The organism is Gemmatimonadota bacterium (assembly GCA_026702745.1).
Lineage (GTDB): Bacteria > JAAXHH01 > JAAXHH01 > JAAXHH01 > JAAXHH01 > JAAXHH01.
The window spans coordinates 51222-72175 of the sequence record JAPPBT010000102.1 but is presented as its reverse complement, the minus strand read 5'-3'; the positions used below and the strand labels follow the sequence as shown (position 1 = coordinate 72175).

The following is a 20954-nucleotide window of genomic DNA, read 5'->3' as shown; positions in this document are numbered from 1 at the left end:
GCGAAAAGCTGGGTGGAAGGGACGCCTTTCCCCCGGGCACGCAATGACTTTTACTTGACTGCGGGGGGCGCCTCGGCTATATTTTCGCAACATGTATCCGGCAATGAAAACCCTCGCCGGGTTCCGTCCGTCGACCGGCTGCGCGGAGCGCCGCAAGGTGGAGTAAGACGGAGCCGGTAGCTGGCGGGAACGCGCCGCGGCCCGATGCGGGAGTTTGCCATGCTGAGTTCGAAAGTGAAGACATGGTACGTGAACATGCTGGGCCCCTTCGTCCGTACGTCCGTGCGATTCGGGATACATCCCAACGCGCTGACCATGATCGGCTTCGGGATCACCCTGGTCTCGGCCTGTCTCTTCGGTCTCGGCGCTTTCAGGTGGGCGGGCCTGGTCATGTTCATCGGCGGCAGCTGCGATGTGCTGGACGGGCATCTCGCCCGGGAGACGGGCACCCGAAGCACCTTCGGGGCGCTCCTCGATTCCACGCTGGACCGCTACGCTGAAATCGCCGTATTCATCGGCATCATCGCCTTCTATCTCTTCAACGCGGCAGACAGCGCGTTGAACGCCTACTGGGTGCTGGCGTCCGTGATGGCGATCAGCGGCTCCCTTATGGTCAGTTACGTCCGCGCCCGCGCGGAGGGACTCGGCCAGGAATGCACCGTGGGACTCATGCAGCGGCCCGAACGGATCGTCTGTCTCGGGCTGGGCGCGCTGCTCGGGGAAACGTACCTGCCCGTCGCACTGGTCCTGATTGCCGTGGTGTCGAATTACACGGCCATCACTCGCCTGTACTACATACGCAGGACATCGAAAGGGTGAGAGAGGTACCAGGATCCGGGGAATCCCCGGTGCGCGGGAATACGGGAATACGGACCGTCGTTCGTTGACGCGGTCCCGAATGCGAAGCATGACGGCTTAACGTCACAGGAGTTAGGTTCATGTGGGCTAAAAACAGGAAAATCACCCTGGCCTTGCTGGTGTTCGTCGGTCTGTTGGGCGCCGTATGGATCATCCGGCAGGACCGGGCACAGGCGGTCGGCGATCAGCAGTACGACATGAAACTGCTGCAGCAGGTCGTGGACCGCATCCGCGCCAAGTACGTGGACGACCTGAACGAAGGAGAAGCGATCGACGCGGCCATCAAAGGCATGCTTGGCACGCTTGATCCCTATACGGAGTTCCTGGAGAAAAAGCAGAGCGACGAGATGAAAATGATGCAGATCCAGGGGAAGTACGGTGGATTGGGCATCAGGATCCAGAAGCAGGAGAACGCCCTGGTCGTCGTCGCGCTGTTTGACGACACGCCGGCCTTCGACGTCGGCCTGCAGACCGGCGACCGCATCGTGCGGATCGAGGAATCTTCCACGGCCGACATCGACGTTTCGCAGGCGGCGGACCTCCTCCGGGGAAGTCCCGGGACTTCCGTGAAGATCTCGGTCAGCAGGGATGGCGAAGACGAGTTCATCGACTTCACGGTGACGCGGGCCATCATCACCATACCCGTGGTTCCTTACGTCGGCATGCTGGAGGGCGGTACCGGCTACATCAAGCTGAACCAGTTTACCGAAGACGCCTCCATGCAGGTGGAACAGGCGTTGAAGCAGCTTCAGGCGCAGGGCGCCGACGGCTATCTGCTGGACCTGAGGGGCAACCCCGGGGGCTTGTTGGAGCAGGCCGTGGACGTAGCCGGGAAGTTTCTGCCGGAGGACCGTCTCATCGTGTATACAATGGGCAGGCCCGGTTCGGATCAGCGGTCGTACCACGCGCCGGAATCCTACACGCTGGAGGACGCGCCGCTGGTGGTGCTCGTCGACCGGTACAGCGCCAGCGCGTCCGAAATCGTCGCCGGAGCGATCCAGGACTGGGACCGCGGCGTCGTGGCCGGCCAACCGACCTTCGGCAAGGCATCGGTGCAGCAGATATTCCCCATGAACCAGGGGACGGCCCTGAAGATCACGACGGCGAGGTACTACACGCCGAGTGGCAGGCTCATCCAGAAGACCGGGGAGCGTCCGGGCGAAAGCGGCGCGTTGGATTCCGCGCTGGGTGAGACGGACGAACCCGACAGGACGTCGTACGAGACGAGAATCGGGCGGACCGTCTACGGCGGCGGCGGTATCGCGCCGGACGTGGAGATCGAGGTTCCCGCATACCCCAACCTGATCCGCGCCTTGAACAACCAGAGCATGTTCATCAAGTTCGCCATCCACTACGTTTCGAACAACCCCGTCGCGGACCAGTCGAACTTCGACGTCACGGACGAGATGATCGACGCCTTTCGCCGGTTCGTAGGGACGCGGTCCTTCACCTACTCCTCCGTGGCGGAACAGTCGCTCGACGAACTGGAAGAGATCGTGCGGGACCGCGCGCCGGCTGTCGACGTGATGGCATCCCTCGCCGACCTGCGGGGCAAACTGAACCGTCAGCGCGAACTGGAGTACTCCAGGCACCGGGACCTGCTCGTGGCCCGCATCGGTACGGAGATCAGCGCGAAACTCTGGGGTACGGCGGGCCGTTATGCCTTCGCCGCCAGGCACGACCCCCAGATCAGGGCGTCTCTGGAGATCCTGAATGACGAACGGGAATACCGGAAGCTGCTCGGTGACGATCCCGCGGAATAGAGGCGGCGGCAAGCCGCCGGCAGAGACCCGGGCATCGAAGTACGCGGGCTTCGCGAGGGTGGCGGAACTGGTATACGTGCTGGATTTAGGATCCAGTGGGGCAACCCATGGGGGTTCGACTCCCCCCCCTCGCATCTTGCACCGTGTTTTGTCAAAGGCCCCGGATCCCGGGCGCTTTTCCGTTGACACACCAACCCCTCCACGGTTAATTACGACGGCTTTACGAACGGCGGCCGCGACGCTTCGGGACCGCGGCCGGTCTACGCGGCGCCGGCCGGTCCGCCAGGTCCATCCTGGTCCGATCGGTTCAGCCCGGTCATGCAGGCAAGCAAGCGAGGCGCAGGGAGCGAGGCGAAGGGAGCGATTGGCTTGAACTACACGGTTTCCGAACCCAAACCCTGGAAACGCGTCCTGGAGATCGAAGTGCCCTCCGACGCGATTCAATCCGAACTGAACGAGGCCTACGCGCGTTACAGTAGAGAGGTGCGCCTTCCCGGGTTCCGCCGGGGCAAGGTGCCCATGAGCGTGCTCAAGGCGCGGCTCGGCAATGAAATCCGCGCGGAAGTGCTGGAAAAGAAGATACCGGAGTATCTGAACAGCGCCCACGAAAGTGCGGAGATCAAGCCCATCAGCCAGCCCGTGATCGAAGAGATTGAATTCGACGAGGGGCAGGACCTGAAACTTCGGGCCAGCGTGGAGATCAAGCCCGCCATCGAACTGAAACAGTACCGGGACCTGCGGGTGACCCGGCGGACCGTGAACGCGACGGACGAGGACGTGGACGAACGGCTCGAGCGGTTGCGGGAACGCTACGCCAGCGTGGTACGGATCGACGGGGAAGCGGAGAAGGATCACTTCATCCGTGCCGATATTCAGCACGCCGATGCCGGCGGGGTGCCGATCATCGGACGCAAGGAGGAGAACCAGTTCTTCCAGGTCGGTTCGGGACGGCTGGGCGAGGGGTTCGACACCCAGCTGACCGGCGTCCGGGCCGACGAGGACCGGACCGTGAAGACCACGCTGCCGTCCGATTACCCCGATGAGGACCTGGCGGGCAAGGAGGCCTGTTTCATCGTGCACGTCCACGAAGTACTGGAAAGGCAGTTGCCGGAAGCGGACGACGATTTCGCCGTGGACATCGGGATGGAGAGCCTGGACGCCCTGAAGCAGTCTGTCCGCGAGGAAATCGAGCGGGAACCGGACCTGGAGCTGCGCAGGGACCTGGTCACGCAGATCGTGGACGCCCACGACTTCGAAGTGCCCGAATCCATGATGACGACCTTTCTCGACCAGGTCGTCGCCGACGCGCGCCGGTCGACGCGGGACCAGGATCAAGTCGACGAGAACGCCCTTCGCCAGGAGTACCGGCCGGTGGCGAACAGCCAGATCATGCGCCACCTCATCCTGGACGCCATCGCGGAGCAGGAAGAGCTTGAAGTGGAACAGGAGGAGCTGGACGAGTGGCTGGAGGCGGTCGCGGCAAGGGGGCAGGCCTCGGTCGACCAGGTTCGCCGGCTTTTCCGGGAGAACGGAAGGCTGGACCGCATCGAAGCGGACATCAGGGAAGAGAAAGTCGTTGAATTCCTCGTGGAGCACGCCGACATACAAACGGAGTAGAAGGAGCGCATCATGTTAGTGCCGATGGTGATTGAACAGACGGGCCGCGGGGAACGGGCCTACGACATCTACTCGCTGCTGCTGAAGAACCGCATCGTCTTCATCGGCATGCCGATCGACGACACCATCGCGAACCTGGTGATCGCCCAGCTCCTCTATCTCCAGTACGAAGACGCCGAAAAGGACATCAAGCTGTACATCAACAGTCCCGGCGGCAGCATCACCGCGGGGCTCGCCATCTACGACACCATGCAGTTCATCCAGCCCGACGTGGAGACCTACTGCCTGGGCATGGCCGCCAGCATGGGGGCCTTCCTCCTCACGGCGGGCGGGACCGGCAAACGTTACGCCCTGCCCTATTCGCGCATTCTGATCCATCAGCCTTCCATCCCCCACATGGCCGGCACGGCCAAGGACATCGAGATCCAGGCCGAGGAAATGCTGCGCATGAAGCGTACCATGAACGAGATCATGGCTCACCATACGGGACAGTCGGTGGACAAGATCGAAACGGATACGGACCGGGACTTCTGGATGTCGCCGGAACAGGCCGTGGAATACGGGCTGGTGGACCACGTGGTCGAAACCGCCGCTTCCAGGGCCATCGCCGAGTCGCTGAACGGCAAAACCGCCTAGGATCGGATCATGAAGAAGCGATCGACACCGCGGGACCTGCGCTGCTCCTTCTGCAACCGGAACGCCGACGAGGTGGAACGCCTCATCACGGGCCCGAACGTGTACATCTGCAACGAGTGCATCCTGATGTGCAACGGGATCCTCGAGGAGGAGATGAGTCGCAGCACCCTGTCGACGGTAGAACATCTCCCGTTGCCCACGGAGATCAAGGAGGCGCTCGACGAATACGTCATCGGCCAGGAACAGGCCAAGAAGGTGCTTTCCGTGGCCGTGTACAACCACTACAAGCGGATACAGCACGGCGCTGCCCAGCACGGCGCTGCCCAGGCCGGCGGCGCCACCCAGGCCGGCGGCGCTGGCCAGGCCGGCGGCGCCACCCAGGCCGGTCAGGACGACGTGGAGCTCGAGAAGAGCAACATCTTGCTGATCGGTCCCACGGGCACCGGCAAGACGCTCCTGGCCCAGACCCTGGCGAAGATGCTCCACGTTCCGTTCTGCATCGCGGACGCCACGGTGCTCACGGAAGCCGGATACGTGGGCGAAGACGTGGAGAGCGTCCTGGTACGCCTGCTTCAGGCCGCCGATTACGACGTGCCCAAAGCCGAAAGCGGCATCGTCTATATCGACGAGGTGGACAAGGTGGCGCGCAAGTCGGCCAACCCCTCCATCACCCGCGACGTGTCGGGAGAAGGGGTGCAGCAGTCCCTGCTCAAAATGCTGGAAGGCACCATCGCCAACGTGCCCCCGAAGGGCGGCCGGAAACACCCTGAGCAGAACTTCGTCCAGATCAACACGCGGAACATCCTCTTCATCTGCGGCGGCGCTTTCGACGACCTCGACCAGATCATCGAGCGGCGGACCGCGGAAGGGACCATCGGATTCGGCGGCGTTTCGAAGCACTCCGCGAGCCGCAATACGAGCGAACTCCTCGCCCGGGTCGAACCGGACGACCTTCTGCAGTACGGTCTCATCCCGGAGATCATCGGCCGGCTGCCGGTGATCGCCACATTGGGCGAACTGGACGCCGATGCCCTCATGGAAATCCTCCTCAAGCCCAGGAACGCCCTCGTGAAGCAATACCAGCGGCTGCTCGAAATGGAAGACGTCAAGCTGACCTTTACGGACGAGTCGCTCCAGGCGGTGGTGAACGAGGCGATGGACAAGAAGACCGGCGCGCGGTCGCTGCGGTCCATCCTCGAGGAAGTGATGCTGGACGTGATGTTCAACGCACCTACTCAGGAAGACCTGAGCGAAGTGATCGTCACCGGGGAGACCGTCACTGAGAAATCGCCGCCCGTCTACGTTCAAGGCAAGGAAAGCAAGCAAAGCGCCTGATTCCCCACCCCGCGGCGGCATCAACGGTTTCCCATGATTACCCTCAATCGCAACGAACCCATCACCTTCGACGACAAGCTGCCGCTCATTCCCCTCCGTGAAGTGGTCGTGTTCCCCTACATGGAATACCCCCTCATCATTGCCAGGGATGCCTCCATCAAGGCCCTGGAGCACGGGGTCAACAACGACCGGCTGCTCTTCCTGACCGCCCAGCGGAACCCGGATATCGAGCAACCCGCGAAGGGGGACGTGCACCGGACCGGCATCGTGGCCCGTATCCTGCAGGTAGTGAAGCTGCCCAATGGCCTGATCCGCGTGCTCGTCGAGGGGATCGTCCGCGCCCGGATCGTCCGGTTCCTGTCGACGGAACCCTACATGCGGGTGAAGATCACCCTGGTCGAGGAGGCCGGAGACACCGAAGCGGAGGTGCAGGCGAGACTGCGGACCGTCGTGGACCAGTTCACGGAGTATATCAAGCTGAACCAGCAGGCGCCCGACGAGATCCTGCTGTCCCTGCAGAACATGGACGACGCCCAGCGCCTGGTGGATACGATGTCGGCCTTCATCCAGCAGAGCCCCCAGGTCAAGCAGCGTCTCATCGAGGCGCCGTCGATCATCGAGCAGCTCGACGAACTGGCGGCCCTCCTGGCCACGGAGCTGGAGATCCTGGAGATCAAGAACCAGCTCGACGGGGAGGTCCGGGACCGCATCACCAAGTCGCAGCGGGAGTTCTTTCTCCAGGAACAGATGCGCGTGATCAAGCAGGAACTGGGCGAGCTGGAGGACCTGCCGGAGAACCCGGACGGCCTGGCCCAGCAGATCGCGGACGCGAAAATGCCCAAAGAGGCCCACGAAAAGGCCATGAACGAGTTGGAGAAGCTCCAGCAGATGCACCCGACTTCACCCGAAGCGACGGTGATCCGGAACTACCTGGAATGGCTCGTCGAGGTCCCGTGGCGGAAACGCACGCGGGACAGCCGGGACATTGGCCGGGTGGCGTCCGTGCTCGACGCCGATCACTACGGGCTGGAAAAACCCAAGGAACATATCCTCGAGTACCTGTCGGTCATCCAGTTGACGCGGCACCTTAAGGGACCGATCCTGTGCCTGGTCGGCCCGCCCGGCGTGGGCAAGACGTCCCTCGGCCGTTCGGTCGCGCGCGCCATGGGCCGCAAGTTCGTCCGCATGTCCCTCGGCGGCGTGCACGACGAGGCCGAGATCAGGGGTCACCGCCGGACCTACATCGGTTCCATGCCCGGACGCATCATCCAGGCGATGCGTCGCGCCAAGTCGGTCAATCCGGTCATCCTGCTCGACGAGGTGGACAAACTCGGCCGGGACGTGCGCGGCGACCCCGCGTCGGCCCTGCTCGAGGTGCTGGATCCCGAACAGAACAATGCCTTCAACGATCACTACCTGGAGGTGGATTACGACCTGTCCCGGGTACTGTTCCTCACGACGGCCAACACCACCGAAACCATCCCCCCGGCACTGAACGACCGCATGGAGATCCTCGAGCTGCCCGGTTATCTCGAAACGCAGAAACTGGCCATCGCGAAAGAGTTCCTCGTGCCGAAGCAGATCACGTCCCACGGACTGAAGAAGGAACGTGTCACCTTCAGGAAGGACGCCCTGCTGGCCATCATCCGGGAGTATACCCGCGAGGCCGGCGTCCGTGGACTGGAACGCCACATCGCCGCGGTCTGCCGCAAACTGGCCCGCAAGGTAGTGGAAGGGAAGTCCGGCAAGCGGATGCAGGTTACGCGCAACCAGCTTTCAGGTTACCTCGGCGTTCCGCGCTACCTGGACTCCGAAGTAGTGAAACAGGACTCGGTGGGAATCGCCACGGGACTTGCGTGGACGCAGTCGGGCGGCGACATCCTCACCATCGAGGTCAGTGTCCTGAACCGCCGCGGCGCCGGGAGACTGACGCTGACCGGCCAGCTGGGGGAAGTGATGCAGGAGTCGGCCCACGCGGCACTCACCTACGCCCGGTCCAGGGCGCCTTCGCTGGGACTCGAACCGGATTTCTACAAGAACGTCGAGATCCACGTGCATATGCCCGAAGGCGCGATCCCCAAGGACGGGCCTTCCGCCGGCATCACGATCGCGACGGCGCTCTGTTCGGCGCTGACCGGCGTGCCGGTCCGGTGCGACATCGCCATGACGGGCGAGATCACGCTCCGGGGAAACGTCCTGCCCATCGGCGGACTGAACGAGAAGCTGATCGCCGCGCTCCGGGCCGGCATCAAGGAAGTGGCGATACCGCTCCGCAACCGGAAGGACCTCGTGGACGTGCCGCCGGAGGTGAAGGACGGGATCGAGATCATCCCGGTATCGACCATGGACGAAGTCCTCAAGCGGACCATGGGCATGACGGTCGTGGAATCCCGTGTGCCCGCCCTGCTCCCCGCCCAGTCCGTCGCCCAGCCGTCCATTAAGCCGGTCTAGCGGTCAACGGCCGGCCTGGGCCGCTGCCTCCAGATCAGCCACCAGTTCGCCACTGCCTGCAATCTCCAGCGTTCTCCGCGTTCCCGCTCCGATTTCGATGTTTACCGTTACCGCGTCGGACGGCATGATCCCCGGAAACTTGTCTCCCCATTCGACCAGGCAGACGCACGCGTCCAGGTATTCGTCGAAGCCGAGGTCCAGTACCGACTCGGGGTCGTCCAGGCGGTAGAGATCGAAGTGGGCCACGGGGACCCGCCCAGGCTGACCAAGCTGACCAAGCTGACCAGGCTGACCGTAGTATTCGTTCACGAGGGTGAAGGTGGGACTCGTGACCGGTTCCGCGACACCGAGGCCCGCGCAGATCCCCTGGATGAAACAGGTCTTCCCCGCGCCCAGGTCTCCGGACACCCGCACCGTGTCCCCCGGCGCCAGCCACGCCGCAAGCCGTCTCCCGACCCGCGCGGTCTGCCCGGGTCCGTCCGTGTCGAAACTGCGCCGTACGGGACGGTCCTGCGCGTCCCCATGTATCGAAGCGTTCACCCGATTTCCTTGAGTCCACCCATGTAGGGGATCAGGACTTCCGGGATGCGGATGCTGCCGCGCCCGGTCTGGTAGTGCTCCAACACCGCGATCAGGGTCCGCGCCATGCCCATGCCCGATCCGTTCAGGGTATGCACGAACTGGCTTTTCCCGTCCTTGTTCCGGTACCGGATCCCGCTTCTCCGCGCCTGGAAATCCTCGAAATTGCTGCAGGAAGAGACCTCCAGCCACCGGTCTACCCCGGGCGCCCAGGCTTCCAGGTCATAGCACTTGGCCGCCGCGAAACTCAGGTCGCCCGTGCTCAGTGAAACCACGCGGTACGGGATGTTCAGCAGCTGCAGCACTTCCTCCGCGTCGTTTACCAGCGTCTCAAGTTCATCGTAGGAGGTCTCCGGACGGACGAACTTGACCATCTCCACCTTGTCGAACTGGTGCACCCGGATCAGGCCGCGGGTCTCCCGCCCGTAGGAACCGGCCTCGCGGCGGAAGCAGGGGCTGTAGGCCGTGTAGTAGATCGGCAGGTCGTCCTCGGAAAGGATCTCGTCACGGTGCATGTTGGTGACGGGAACTTCCGCCGTGGGGATGAGGAACAGGTCGTCCAGGTCGGTCCGGTACATGTCCTCTTCCATCTTCGGCAGCTGGCCCGTGCCGAACATGCTCTGGCGGTTCACGATGTAGGGCGGGATGACTTCCGTGTACCCGTGCTTCTGGATGTGCAGGTCGAGCATGAACTGGATCAGCGCGCGCTGCAGCCGCGCGCCTTCGCCCTTGAAGAGGACGAAGTGGCTGCCCGATATCTTGCCCGCTCTTTGAAAGTCGATGATGTCGAGCGCTTCTCCCAGGTCCCAGTGGGCCTTGCGCTCGAAATCCACATCGGGCGTGGCCCCCCAGCGGCGCACCTCCACGTTGGCGCTTTCGTCGGCGCCGACCGGCACCGAGGGATGGGGTATGTTGGGCAGGCGCTCGAGCACGGACTGCAGGCTGTCCTGGAGGCCGGCCAGATCGGTGTCGATCCCTTTGATGCGCACGGACACCTCCCGCATCTCCTCGATCCGTACGGAAGCGTCTTCGCCGTCGCGTTTCATCGAGGCGATTTCGTCGGACACGGTGTTCCGCCGCTGCTTGAGCGACTCGCTCGTCTGCAGCAGTTCCCGCCGCCGGGCATCCAGGTCGAGGAACCCGTCGACGTCGACCCGCTCGTTCTTGTTCGCCGCCGCCTGCTTTACCACGTCGGGGTTGTTCCTGACGAATCGCTGGTCTAACATGATCCCTCCGTGTCCGTGGATGATCTGCCGCAATAAACCACGGTAAAATAGGAAGAGGCCTTCGCGCCCGGCAAGCAGAAACGAAGCGTTGGCGGACGCGCACGTGGACGCGCACGTGGATGCGCACGTGGACGCGCCGGCCGGGCAGTTTATCGCTTCCTGTACTCCAGCATGCCCCAGTGGCAAAGGGCGAAGTCGTATTTGACCGGATCTTCCGGGTCGAATCTCCTCAGCGCCCGCGTGACCTCCTCGGCCATCTTCCAGTCAGCCTGCTTCCGGGACGTCAGGCCCAGCCGCCTGGAAATCCGCGCCACGTGGGTGTCGATCGGCATCACCAGGCGGGCGGGCAGAATACGCGGCCAGAGGCCCAGGTCCGGAGCTTCCCGCCGGACCATCCACCGGACGTAAAGGTTCATCCGCTTGCAGGCGCTGCCCGAAACCGGGGAGGGCAACAGGTAGCGGATCCCCGTTTTCGTCCCGTGCCGCTCGCGCCGCTCCCCGGGATGGATCTCCCGCGTGTATCCGAGCAGCGTATCGGTGAAATGAGCAAGCGCGGGACCCGTGTGGTTATCCGATGGGCAATGGCCCGCGGCGAACAGCGCGCCGAGGGAACCGTGCCGCCGAAGGGCCTTCCCCACGACCGCGACAAGGGAAGAAAGGTCCCGTCCCCGCGTCCACCGGTATACGAATCCGTCGAATCGTCCGCCGTCCCGCCCGGGATCGTAACCCATGACGAAGTCCCAGGGCGCGTCTCCCATCCTTCCCAACGCCTCGCCGGCCGCGTCCATGATCGTTTCCGCCCGGCCGTAAGCCAGCGAAGCCGCCACCAGACCGGCGATCTCCTGGTCTTCCGGACGTTCGAAGCGTCTTACCACTTCGAGCGGGTCGGGCGAGATCATGGAAGGATCGAAGGAACGGTACAGGACTTCCAGCCGGTTCCCGATCGCGGTCCAGTCGATACGCGTCATGGCGAAACGTCCGTGTTGCGGGCCAGGATTTAAGCCCGGGGTTCGGTTAAGGGATGGCGTATGCGGCTTGACTTGAATATAATTGACTTGAATATATTCGTATTTCGCGATTCCCGTAACCCGATTCGTGCCGGCTCCGCACCGGGCCTGCAAAGGCCGGCCGCGGTCCGTCGGCTAGGCGCTCGCATGAACCCCGAGCAGTTGATTCAGCAAATTGACCGAGGCCGGATCGAAGCGGTGTACTTCTTCTCCGGCGACGAGGCGTACCGGAAGGAAGAAGCCGTGGATACGCTGGTCGCCCGGGTCGTCGAGCCGGGGACGGAGGCGTTCTGCATGGACGTGCTTCGCGGCGACGAAAGCGACGCTGCGGCGATATTGACCGCCGCGTCCCTCGTGCCCATGATGACCGACCGCCGGGTGGTCGTCGTCCGGGATTTCAACAAGTTGCCGCAGAAGGACAGGGAAGCCGTGGCGGACTACGCGGAGCGGCCCGTGCCGAGTACGGTCCTGGTGCTCGAAGCGCCCCGGGTGAACCTGAAGACCAGGCTGTACGAACGGCTGGCGGCGTCGGCGGTCTCGGTGGTGTTCTACCCCCTGTTCCCGGAACGGGTTCCTTCCTGGCTTCAGCAGCAGGCGAAACGTTACGGAAAGCGGCTGACCCCGGAAGCCGCGCATCAATTGCAGGCGGTCGTGGGGACCGACCTGGGGGAACTGGCCGGAGAGGTGGAGAAACTGGCCGTGTTCGTCGGTGGCCGGGATACGATAGCGGCCGGCGACGTGGAGAGTACGCTCGGTCCCGTTCGCGCGGGGACGGTTTTCGACATCGCCGAGGCCGTCGGCGAGAAGGACCTGGCCCGGGCGCTGGTGGCCTACGAGCGTGCGATAGACGGCGGCGACGCGCCTCAGGCCATCGTGGCGCTCTTCGTCCGCCACCTGGTGATCCTCTGGAAGATCAGGTTCCTGAAAAGGGAACGCCGGACGGACGACGACATCAAGAAGAGGCTGCAGCTGGGATGGGGGTTCAACCGGTTCTACAACCGTTATGCCGCGCAGTCCAGGCTGCTGGCGGGACGGGACCTGCTCAGCGGGTTCGAGGCGCTCTACGAAGCCGATACGGCCCTGAAGTCCAGCGCGTTGCCGCCCGAACTCGTCATGCGGCGGCTGTTGTATTCCTTGTGCACCGGACACGCGGCATAGCCGCAATGTCACGGAGGGCCGGCCAGGCGCCATGGGCGCCGCTATTGTGAAACCGACCGAAGGCATCGTAATCAGGGAACACCGGGGCGTGTTCGACGTGGAGACCCGGCACGGGATCTTCGCCTGCGCGTTGCGCAGCAGGATGAAGAAGGCGCTGATCTATCCGGAACGGGACGACCAGCATCACTCCGTCGAGCAGGTCGGCCGTATCGACGCCGTGAATCCCGTGGCCATCGGCGATCGCGTGCGCGTCGTGGAGGACCAGGGCGAGACCGGCGCCATAGAGGAAGTGCTCCCGCGCCGCTCCAAACTCTCCCGTCTCGCCCCCGGCAAGCGGCGCATGGAACAGATCATGATCGCCAACGCCGACCATCTCGTCGCCGTCTTCTCGGTGCGGGACCCGCGCCCGAACCTGCAGCTGCTGGACCGCCTGCTCGTGGCCGCGGAGGCCGGCAACCTCGCCCCGGTCATCTGCCTGAACAAGATCGATCTGTCGAAGGACGGGGACCCGGACATCGCGGCGATCTACGAACGGTGCGGCTTCCGCGTCATCCCGGCCAGCGCCGTGACGGGGGAAGGAGTCGACCTGCTGAAAGCCACGCTTCGGAACCGGGTTTCCGCGATCGCGGGCCCGTCCGGCGCGGGGAAGACTTCCCTGCTGAACGCCATGCAACCCGGCCTTGGACTGCGGGTCCGCGAGGTGAACCGGACGACGGGCCGCGGCCGGCACACCACCACCTATCTCGCCGCGCACCGGCTCGATGCGGGGGGCCTGGTGATCGACTCTCCGGGGATCCGGGAATTCAGCCTGTGGGACGTATCGCCGCGCGAGCTACCGGAGTTGTTCCCCGAAATGCGCGGCCACCTGGCGGGTTGCAGGTTCCACGACTGCACGCACGTCCACGAACCGGACTGTACACTGCGGGCTGCCGTGGCAACGGGCGACGTGTCACGTGAGCGATACGACAGCTACGTCGCGTTGCGTAAAGAACTGGACGGGGGGCGACCTGACGGGCGATAGGCGTCGTGCCGGACGGCGGCGGTCCGTTGTGCCGGACAGCGGCGGGGCGTCGTGCCGGACGGCGGCGGTCCGTTGTGCCGGCAGGTCGGCTGACCGGACGGTGGACGGCAAGGTGGTAATCAGAACCCGATGCCCCGGTCCGGGTCGGCGCATATCCCGGAGAAGGTGACCAGTTCGTCCAGGGTCAGTTCCATCTCCCGGCCCGTGGCGAGACGATTCGATCGGATGACGACGTTCAGGTGGTTGGGCAGGTGCGTCTCGTCGAAACCTGTTATCGTCCCGATCTCTTCCTCCCGGACAGAGACCGTGTCCCCGCAGAGCAGCAGTCCCGCTTCCGAAACTTCCGCGAATCCGATGTAGGCGGTCCGGTCCACGTTCGAACCCGGTCCGACGCCTTCTTCGTCGGTGCAGATGAGTTCCAGGACATCGCCCCGCCGCACCGCCCGGGAAAGCTGGAGGATCAGGTTCAGTCCCCGGTCCTCCTCGGTCAGGTCCAGCACGGCGAAAAGGCGCGCCGACAGTTCCGTCTTGCTCGAGTAGTGCGCCCGGTTGACCTTGCCTTCTATGTGAGGATCCCTGGACTTCGCCATAGCAGGTCCCTTCCCGGTTAGCGTTACATGCGCCGTTTCACTTGAGGTCACTTGCGGCTGAATTCCGCGAGCAGGACGCCGATCGCATCCTGTGCACTGCGCGCCGTAGACGCCGGACCGACGAAGTTGTTCACCAGGATCGAGAAGACCAGGGGCTCGCCGTCTCGGGTATGGACGTAACCACTCAGGCAGCTCACACCGGTCAGCGTGCCGGTCTTCGCCCTGAGATTGCCCATGGCCTCCGTGTCCTTCATCCGGTTCGCCAGGGTTCCGTCCACTCCGGCGACGGGCAGTGCCTCCCTGAATTCGTCGCCGATTTCGGGATCGTGGTACGCCGCCGTAAGCAACGCCGCGACCTGGTCGGGCGATACGTAGTTGTACCACGAGAGCCCGGATCCGTCCGCGAATCGGTAGGCCTCGGGATCCAGGCCGATGTAGTCCGCCAGGACCTGCCGGAGGGCGGCCAGCCCGTCGGCGGAAGAGCCCGGTTCGCCCGTCGTGTGGCGTCCCATGGTCTTTATAAGCAGTTCCGCCGTCAGGTTGTGGCTGTACTTGAGCAGACGGGCCAGGGCCCCGGTCACCGGCGGTGAACGGTAGGTCGCCACCGTCCGGGCGCGGGTCGGCGTGACGCCTTTTCGGACCGGTCCCGTCACGCGGACGCCGCGGGCCTGCAGCCTGTCCCGGAACAGTTTTCCCGCATACAGATCGGGCGCTTCGACAGACCGGAAGTACTCCCGCTCTTCCGCGTCCTTGGCGACCCGGCCGGTTATGGTGATCCGGTTGGACCGCGACGGCCAGTCGCGCTCGATCCTGAGCGGTTCGGCGGACACGGTATCCCCCGCTGCCGCCGTCAGGGCTTCCACTACAAAATTAACGGATGTCGTCGGCGGATCGACCCGGACCGTTACGGGCGCGCCGACGGCGGCCCCGGGCGAAATGCCGATCTTCACGCTGTTTCCGTTTACCGAAAGCGCGTTCAGTGAGGCGGAGTAACTGTACTGCACGTCGTCCCACATCCACCCTTCACCGTAGGGCACCCGGTCCAGGTAGGCGTCGTCGACGACGATGTCGCCCACGATGACCCGCGCGCCGTACGACCCGGCGATAAGGCCGGCGAGGCTGTCCAGGTGCGCCGATTCCAGCATGGGGTCCCCGCGGCCGAGCAGGTACAGCGACGTGTTCAGCGTGTCGCTTCCGGCAGCGGCGTCTCCGTCCGCGAGGACGCTCGTCTGGTAGCGGTAGTCGGGGCCCAGGGTCCGCAGGACGCCCAGGGCGGTGAAGAGCTTGGTATTGGACGCGGGGTGGAACAGTCCGTCGGAATGCCGCGCGAAGAGTACCCGGCCCGTGACCGGCGAAACGACCTTCACGCCAACGGTCATGGGCGCCAGGTCCGGATGGTCCAGGATCCGGCTTATGTCCTCCGCCAGGCGGCGTTCCGGCCCGGAAGGCCCCCCGCGGAACTGCAGGGGACCGCCGCAGGCGAGCACAAGCAGGGCCAGGACCGGCAGCAGGATGCCGGCGGCAGTGACTGAAAAGGCGGCCGCGCCGAATATCGGTTTCGTTCTCATGACAGCACCCGGTCGATCGCCCGGACCACGTCGTCGTACCGGGCAGGCAGTTCCAGGGGGGATTGTCCATGTCTCACGTCGACGCCGTCCAGGCAGTCCTCATGGTATCCGACCTTGAAATCGGTGAACTTCAGTCCGTTCGCCGTGGAGATGATGATGACGCGGTCCGTGGACCGGATCTCGCCCCGTTCGACCATCTTGAAGAGCGCGGCCAGCGCGACGCCCGTGTGCGGACAGTTGTAGAGCCCGGTCAGGTCGCCGCGGGCGGAGGCATTCGCGATCTCGTCCTCGGTGGCCTGTTCGACCTTGCCGTCGAAGGCCTTCAGCACGCGGACGGCGCGCTTGTAACTGACGGGGTTGCCGATCTGGATGGCGCTGGCCACCGTCGACTCGGCGTGGATGGGTTCGTATTCATCGAATCCCTTGAGGTAGCTCTGGTAGAGCGGATTGGCCCGTGCGGCCTGCGCGCAGACGATGCGCGGCCGCTTGTCGATCAACCCGAGTTCTTCCATCATCAGGAACCCCTTGCCCAGCGCGGAGACGTTGCCCAGGTTGCCGCCGGGTATGATGATCAGGTCGGGCACCTCCCAGTCGAACTGCTGGCAGATCTCGATCCCGATCGTCTTCTGGCCTTCCAGGCGGAGGGAGTTCATGGAGTTTGCGAGGTAGATGCCTTCACTTTCGGCCACCCGCTGGACGATCTCCATGCATCCGTCGAAATCCGTATCCAGCGACAGGGTCAGCGCGCCGTGGGAGATGGGCTGAATAAGCTGGGTCACGGAGACCTTGTCCCGGGGCAGGAACACGATGGCCGGGATGCCCGCGGAGGCGCAATAGGCCGCCAGCGAAGCCGAGGTGTCTCCCGTCGACGCGCACGCGATCCCCCGGATGCCCTGGCCTTCCTCGATCATCTGGTTGACCATGGAGACCAGCACGGTCATGCCCAGGTCCTTGAACGAACCGGTGTGGTTGTTGCCGCACTGCTTCACCCAGAGGTCGCCCAGGCCGAGTTCCTCGCCGAGCCGCTCAGCCCAGAAAAGGTTGCTGCCGCCCTCGTAAATGGAGACGACGTGCTGGTCGTCCACCGCGGGACAGACCCATTCCTTCTTGCCCCAGACCGAACTCCCGTATGGATACTCCGTCCGCCGGTACCGTTCGTCGAAGAGCCTCATCCACGCCGCGGCGCCCCGGGCCTTCAGGCTGTCCATGTCATGCACGACGTCGAGGAGGCCCCCACAGACCCGGCACCGGTAGATGATTTCGTTCAACGGATAGGTCTCGCCGCAGCCTTCGATGCAGTGAAACCTGGCCCTGTATTCCATGGGGGACCTGCTTTTTGAGCCCGCCATCGCCTGTTTTTTTGAACAAAATGAAATAATAATGTTGACTATGAATGGGACCGGATATATACTTACTACTCGTTGCAAGCGAATAACCAAACATAGCCGAACCATTACCAGCGCAACACCTTATGCGCGTCCGTACATAATGTCAAGAAAGATATGACGGCGGTCGCGGGGTTGCAATGAGTACGATAGCGTAATGGATTCGGACCGTGTTGTGCAATTCGTTTCAGCCCGTATCGAAGGATGAAAATTATTTCGTGTTTCGTGTTGTCCGGAACGACCCCTTACAGGTGGCAGAATACGGCACATGGACTTGTTACACCTAGAGCCCCAATGGGTTCCGGGCAGGGAGTTGTGCGCGCCGGCGGGCGAATCGAAATCTGGCACGTTGTTTGCATTAAATAGGAACTTGGAATCCTGACATCCAAAATCGATGTTTCGTCGCGTGTTCACGCCCTTGCACGCGGCCGTCATGTATGTCGTTTCTAGTATTTTAAGGTATTCAGATTACTTATTTATATACGATTGCCCCAATACCATCGCTGGAGGGAGGTGAGTGTCGAAAGAAGTGCGGTTGGAATTTGAAGTCGAGTCTGCAACATTACGATACCGTCAGCAGGCCGGGGCAAGCTGACAATAATCAGAAGGGCTCTGTTAAACGAGGAGTGAATTAGATGTCTATAACAATTTCACGAGCTTTGCGCTTCGCATTCGCTTTCGCGTTAGTGCTCAGCATCTCGACGGATGCACAGGCGCAGTTGTCGCTGGGTAAGATTTCCGGTGTCGTGGTCGACAGCGCGACGCGGGAACCGCTGCCGGCAGCCAGTGTCCAAGTCGAGGGCACGGTTCTGGGTGCGATGGCGAATGACATGGGCGAGTACTTTATCCTGAACGTACCGCCCGGCAACTACAACCTGGTGGTGAACGTCATCGGCTACGTCCCGGTGAGGGCCGTGGGTACGTTGGTGAATGCCGACTTGACCACGACGCTCAACTTCGAGCTGGAATCCACGATTCTCGAATCCGCGGAGGCGGTCGAGGTCGTGGCGACGCGGGATCTGGTCGAGAAGAGCCTTACCTCCACCCGGACCATCGTGCAGGCCGAGGAAATCCACTCGATGCCGGTGATCAGCATTTCCGAAGTGGTCCTGACCACTGCGGGAAGTTTCGCCGGTAACCTCCGAGGCGGTCGCGCGGAGGATCAGCAGACCACGCTCGACGGGGCCACGGTAACCGGGCAGCGTACGAATACGAGACAGGCGTTTGCGGTCAACCCCTACATGATCCAGGAACTCGAGGTCAAGACGGGTACGTTCAACGCCGAATACGTGAACGCACTGGCCGGCATTACCTCGGTGGTGACCCGCGAAGGCGGCGCCAGCTACAACGGTAACTTCGAATACCGCACGCTGGGCCAGAAGGGTCTCAACTGGGTCAAGCCGCCGGATATGGATATCGTGGACGCGTACCGGGCAGGGACCTGGTCCGAGGAGGACCTGCGCAAGGTCATCCAGGACGCGATCGACAAGACGAACGCCTTCAACAGCGACCCGGCCCGCGCGGACGACGGTCTCAGGCTGCAGGATCCCTTCGACGTGTTGGACATGACCGGCGCGCCGGACAGCTGGTCCGCCATCTACAAGCGCGACAACTATTATTGGGATTATGACCGGGTCATTCCGGAGGTCGAGGCCATCAACTGGTCCTATCTGACCGACGGTTTGCCGGAAGCCCAGGCCAATAGTTTCGCAGTGGACCGGTCGTTCCATCTGGACAAGTACAACCAGTTCGCCCGGAACAACCGGACGGAGAAGCGCCCGGTACAGATCGACTTCGGCATGGGCGGTCCGCTGGGCAGCAAGTTGAACTGGTTCGCATCGGGCCGGTTCGCGGAGAGTTGGGGACGGAATCCCAATGACTACGCGCGCGTGATGAACACCTTCGTCAAGATGACCTACCGGCCAGAGACCGCCATGAAGCTGTCCATGTCCGGACTCATCGAAGACCAGGGTTTCTTCAGCAAGAAGGGCAATCGTGGTTCGGGCAGCGTCGGCGGGATTTTCGATCCGGGCTCCTCGAACTATGCCTGGAAGTACAATAAAGAAGGTCTCAACCAGGATTACGGCGGCCGGCTGCACTTCAACCTGGCGTTTACCCATACGCTCAGCCCTCGTACCTTCTACGAGATCCGCTTCAGCCACCTGCGCGAGTACAACGAACGCTATAATCCCAAGTACGGCAAGGAGCCCCTGCCGGCCCTTACCGATGCGTTCATCCACTCCGTGGGTTATTCGCCGCTTGAGCAGGGCGCCGGTACGCAGGTGCCTTATATCCTGTACGGCGATGAGGCCTACGCTTCGATCGACTTCGGTAACTACACGAGTCGACGCCCGTTCAAGACCGACATAAATTTCGCCATTACGAGCCAGATGACCTCGAATCATCAGCTCAAGGGCGGATTCGGCATTACGATGAACGATTACGAAGAGAACACGCGGGGTCCCGCCCGGGGTAACGCCGTGACGCTCTTCAACGACCTCAACCGGGATCCGACGGCCAGCGTCCTGCCCCTCGCTGGACGTCAGGCGCACGTTTACCCGGTCGAGTACTTCGCATACATGCAGGACCGGATCGAGTACGGTAGCCTCGTGGTGAACGCGGGACTGCGTCTGGACATCTTCGATGCCAACGCCAACGCGATCAACCCGTACCGTCCGCGTCCGGGTCCCGATCCCGAGCATGACGATCCCGAATACCGCACGCTCGAGCCGTCGATGAAGACGGGTCTCGCACCGCGCCTGGGTATCTCTCACCCGATCACGGATCGCGCCGCGCTGCATTATTCGTACGGGATCTTCAACCAGCGCCCGTCGCTGGAAAGACTGTTCACCGGTCTGGTTCAAACCTCGTCATTCGAGCGGAACCACGGAAACCCGGATCTGCCGTTCCAGAAGTCCACGAACTACGAGATGGGTCTGCAGGCCGAGGTCTATCCCGGGTACTACCTGGACGTCACGGGTTATTTCCGGGACGTGAACAACCTGCCGCTGGTATGGCTCTTCGCGCCCGATGTCGCTTTCATCGGCGGTTCGCAGCGCGAGATTTCCATACTGCTTCCGACTCATGCCCAGGATACACGGGGACTTGAGGTGTCGGTGCGGCGCCAGATGGCCAACCGGTTCTCGGTACGGGCCAACTACACCCTGGCTTTCACGTCCGATCTGACGACGCCTCAAACGGTTCGTGAGCGCGGCGGCGAGACAGTGCTCGTATTCTCCGACTTCGTGGATGGAACTCCGACGCCGGATACCTACATACGCGAGTTCACCAGTTTCGATCGTCGTCACCGGATCGTTGCGAACCTCCTGGTCGAGCTGCCCTATGGTATAAACGCTTCCTTCCTGACCAAGGCGCAGAGCGGCAACCAGTACCGCACGTCCAGCGATCAAGCGATCGATCCGCTCGGTCTGCTTGCTGCTTCGCAGCGTTCGCCCTGGACGTGGACGACCGACCTGTACGCCCAGAAGTCTTTCGATCTCGGCGCGGTACGGTTGGGCGTGTTCACCCAGGTTAACAATCTCTTCGACCGGACGAATATCTACAGCATCGTCAGCAATGCTGCCAATGCAGCCGGCGATCGTTGGCACCGTCGTGGAGATCCTGTAGGCCTCGTAGGCGGTCCGGTAGGTGGCATCGGCTCGCAGGCCAACGGACCACGCGATATCTGGGTGGGTCTCAACTTAGCTTGGTAAATCCAACGCGAGGAGACGCGCATTTCCCGCGCGTCTCCTCGCCAGGT

15 protein-coding genes and 1 tRNA gene are annotated in these 20954 nt (G+C 63.1%); 10 read left to right on the top strand and 6 right to left on the bottom strand.

All coding sequences use genetic code 11. The annotated features are described in order from the left end of the window. Positions 1-219 precede the first annotated feature (219 nt). The 7 genes from OXH56_16580 (at position 220) to lon (ending at position 8660) form a co-directional block, all read left to right on the top strand. Positions 220-819: a CDP-alcohol phosphatidyltransferase family protein gene (locus tag OXH56_16580; protein ID MCY3556928.1), complete on the top strand. Its 600-nt coding sequence runs from the start codon at positions 220-222 to the stop codon at positions 817-819. A gap of 119 nt (positions 820-938) precedes the next feature. Continuing rightward, complete coding sequence (locus OXH56_16575; protein ID MCY3556927.1) at positions 939-2621, top strand: S41 family peptidase; 1683 nt, start codon at positions 939-941, stop codon at positions 2619-2621. Positions 2622-2673: 52 nt separating this feature from the next. Beyond that, positions 2674-2755: transfer RNA gene (locus OXH56_16570), tRNA-Leu, on the top strand. 235 nt (positions 2756-2990) lie between these two features. Then, the gene (tig, locus tag OXH56_16565; GenBank protein MCY3556926.1) at positions 2991-4238 is read left to right on the top strand and encodes a trigger factor; all 1248 of its coding nucleotides are present in this window, start codon (positions 2991-2993) and stop codon (positions 4236-4238) included. A 12-nt stretch (positions 4239-4250) separates the two neighbouring features. Next, complete coding sequence (locus OXH56_16560; protein MCY3556925.1) at positions 4251-4874, top strand: ATP-dependent Clp protease proteolytic subunit; 624 nt, start codon at positions 4251-4253, stop codon at positions 4872-4874. A 9-nt stretch (positions 4875-4883) separates the two neighbouring features. Further along, positions 4884-6209, top strand: a complete 1326-nt coding sequence (gene clpX / locus OXH56_16555; protein MCY3556924.1) for an ATP-dependent Clp protease ATP-binding subunit ClpX — start codon at positions 4884-4886, stop codon at positions 6207-6209. A 33-nt stretch (positions 6210-6242) separates the two neighbouring features. Further along, positions 6243-8660 (top strand): endopeptidase La, encoded by a 2418-nt coding sequence (gene lon / locus OXH56_16550; GenBank protein ID MCY3556923.1) that lies wholly within the window; start codon positions 6243-6245, stop codon positions 8658-8660. A gap of 3 nt (positions 8661-8663) precedes the next feature. On the opposite strand, the gene tsaE is transcribed toward lon, so the two are convergent. The 3 genes from tsaE to OXH56_16535 form a co-directional block, all read right to left on the bottom strand. Next, positions 8664-9200: a tRNA (adenosine(37)-N6)-threonylcarbamoyltransferase complex ATPase subunit type 1 TsaE gene (tsaE, locus tag OXH56_16545; GenBank protein MCY3556922.1), complete on the bottom strand. Its 537-nt coding sequence runs from the start codon at positions 9198-9200 to the stop codon at positions 8664-8666. Beyond that, complete coding sequence (gene serS, locus OXH56_16540; protein ID MCY3556921.1) at positions 9197-10465, bottom strand: serine--tRNA ligase; 1269 nt, start codon at positions 10463-10465, stop codon at positions 9197-9199. Before serS ends, tsaE begins: the two co-directional genes overlap by 4 nt. 149 nt (positions 10466-10614) lie before the next feature. After that, positions 10615-11433, bottom strand: a complete 819-nt coding sequence (locus tag OXH56_16535; GenBank protein ID MCY3556920.1) for a TIGR02757 family protein — start codon at positions 11431-11433, stop codon at positions 10615-10617. A gap of 186 nt (positions 11434-11619) precedes the next feature. Here OXH56_16535 and holA point away from each other — a divergent pair, with 186 nt between their 5' ends. Next, positions 11620-12630, top strand: coding sequence for a DNA polymerase III subunit delta (holA, locus tag OXH56_16530; GenBank protein MCY3556919.1), 1011 nt, complete (start codon positions 11620-11622; stop codon positions 12628-12630). 31 nt (positions 12631-12661) lie between these two features. Beyond that, the gene (gene rsgA / locus OXH56_16525) at positions 12662-13651 is read left to right on the top strand and encodes a ribosome small subunit-dependent GTPase A (protein ID MCY3556918.1); all 990 of its coding nucleotides are present in this window, start codon (positions 12662-12664) and stop codon (positions 13649-13651) included. Positions 13652-13770: 119 nt separating this feature from the next. On the opposite strand, the gene OXH56_16520 is transcribed toward rsgA, so the two are convergent. From OXH56_16520 to thrC, 3 genes are read right to left on the bottom strand one after another with little or no spacing between them, the layout of a single operon-like run. Continuing rightward, the gene (locus OXH56_16520; GenBank protein MCY3556917.1) at positions 13771-14241 is read right to left on the bottom strand and encodes a hypothetical protein; all 471 of its coding nucleotides are present in this window, start codon (positions 14239-14241) and stop codon (positions 13771-13773) included. Between the two features lie 47 nt (positions 14242-14288). Beyond that, entirely contained in the window at positions 14289-15809 is a 1521-nt protein-coding gene (dacB, locus tag OXH56_16515) for a D-alanyl-D-alanine carboxypeptidase/D-alanyl-D-alanine-endopeptidase (protein MCY3556916.1), read from the bottom strand. Next, a complete protein-coding gene (thrC, locus tag OXH56_16510) occupies positions 15806-17131 on the bottom strand; it encodes a threonine synthase (protein MCY3556915.1) in 1326 nt (441 codons plus the stop codon). Before thrC ends, dacB begins: the two co-directional genes overlap by 4 nt. 698 nt (positions 17132-17829) lie before the next feature. On the opposite strand from thrC, the gene OXH56_16505 reads away from it, so the two are divergent. Continuing rightward, positions 17830-20907, top strand: coding sequence for a TonB-dependent receptor (locus OXH56_16505; GenBank protein MCY3556914.1), 3078 nt, complete (start codon positions 17830-17832; stop codon positions 20905-20907). The last annotated feature ends 47 nt before the right edge of the window (positions 20908-20954 follow it).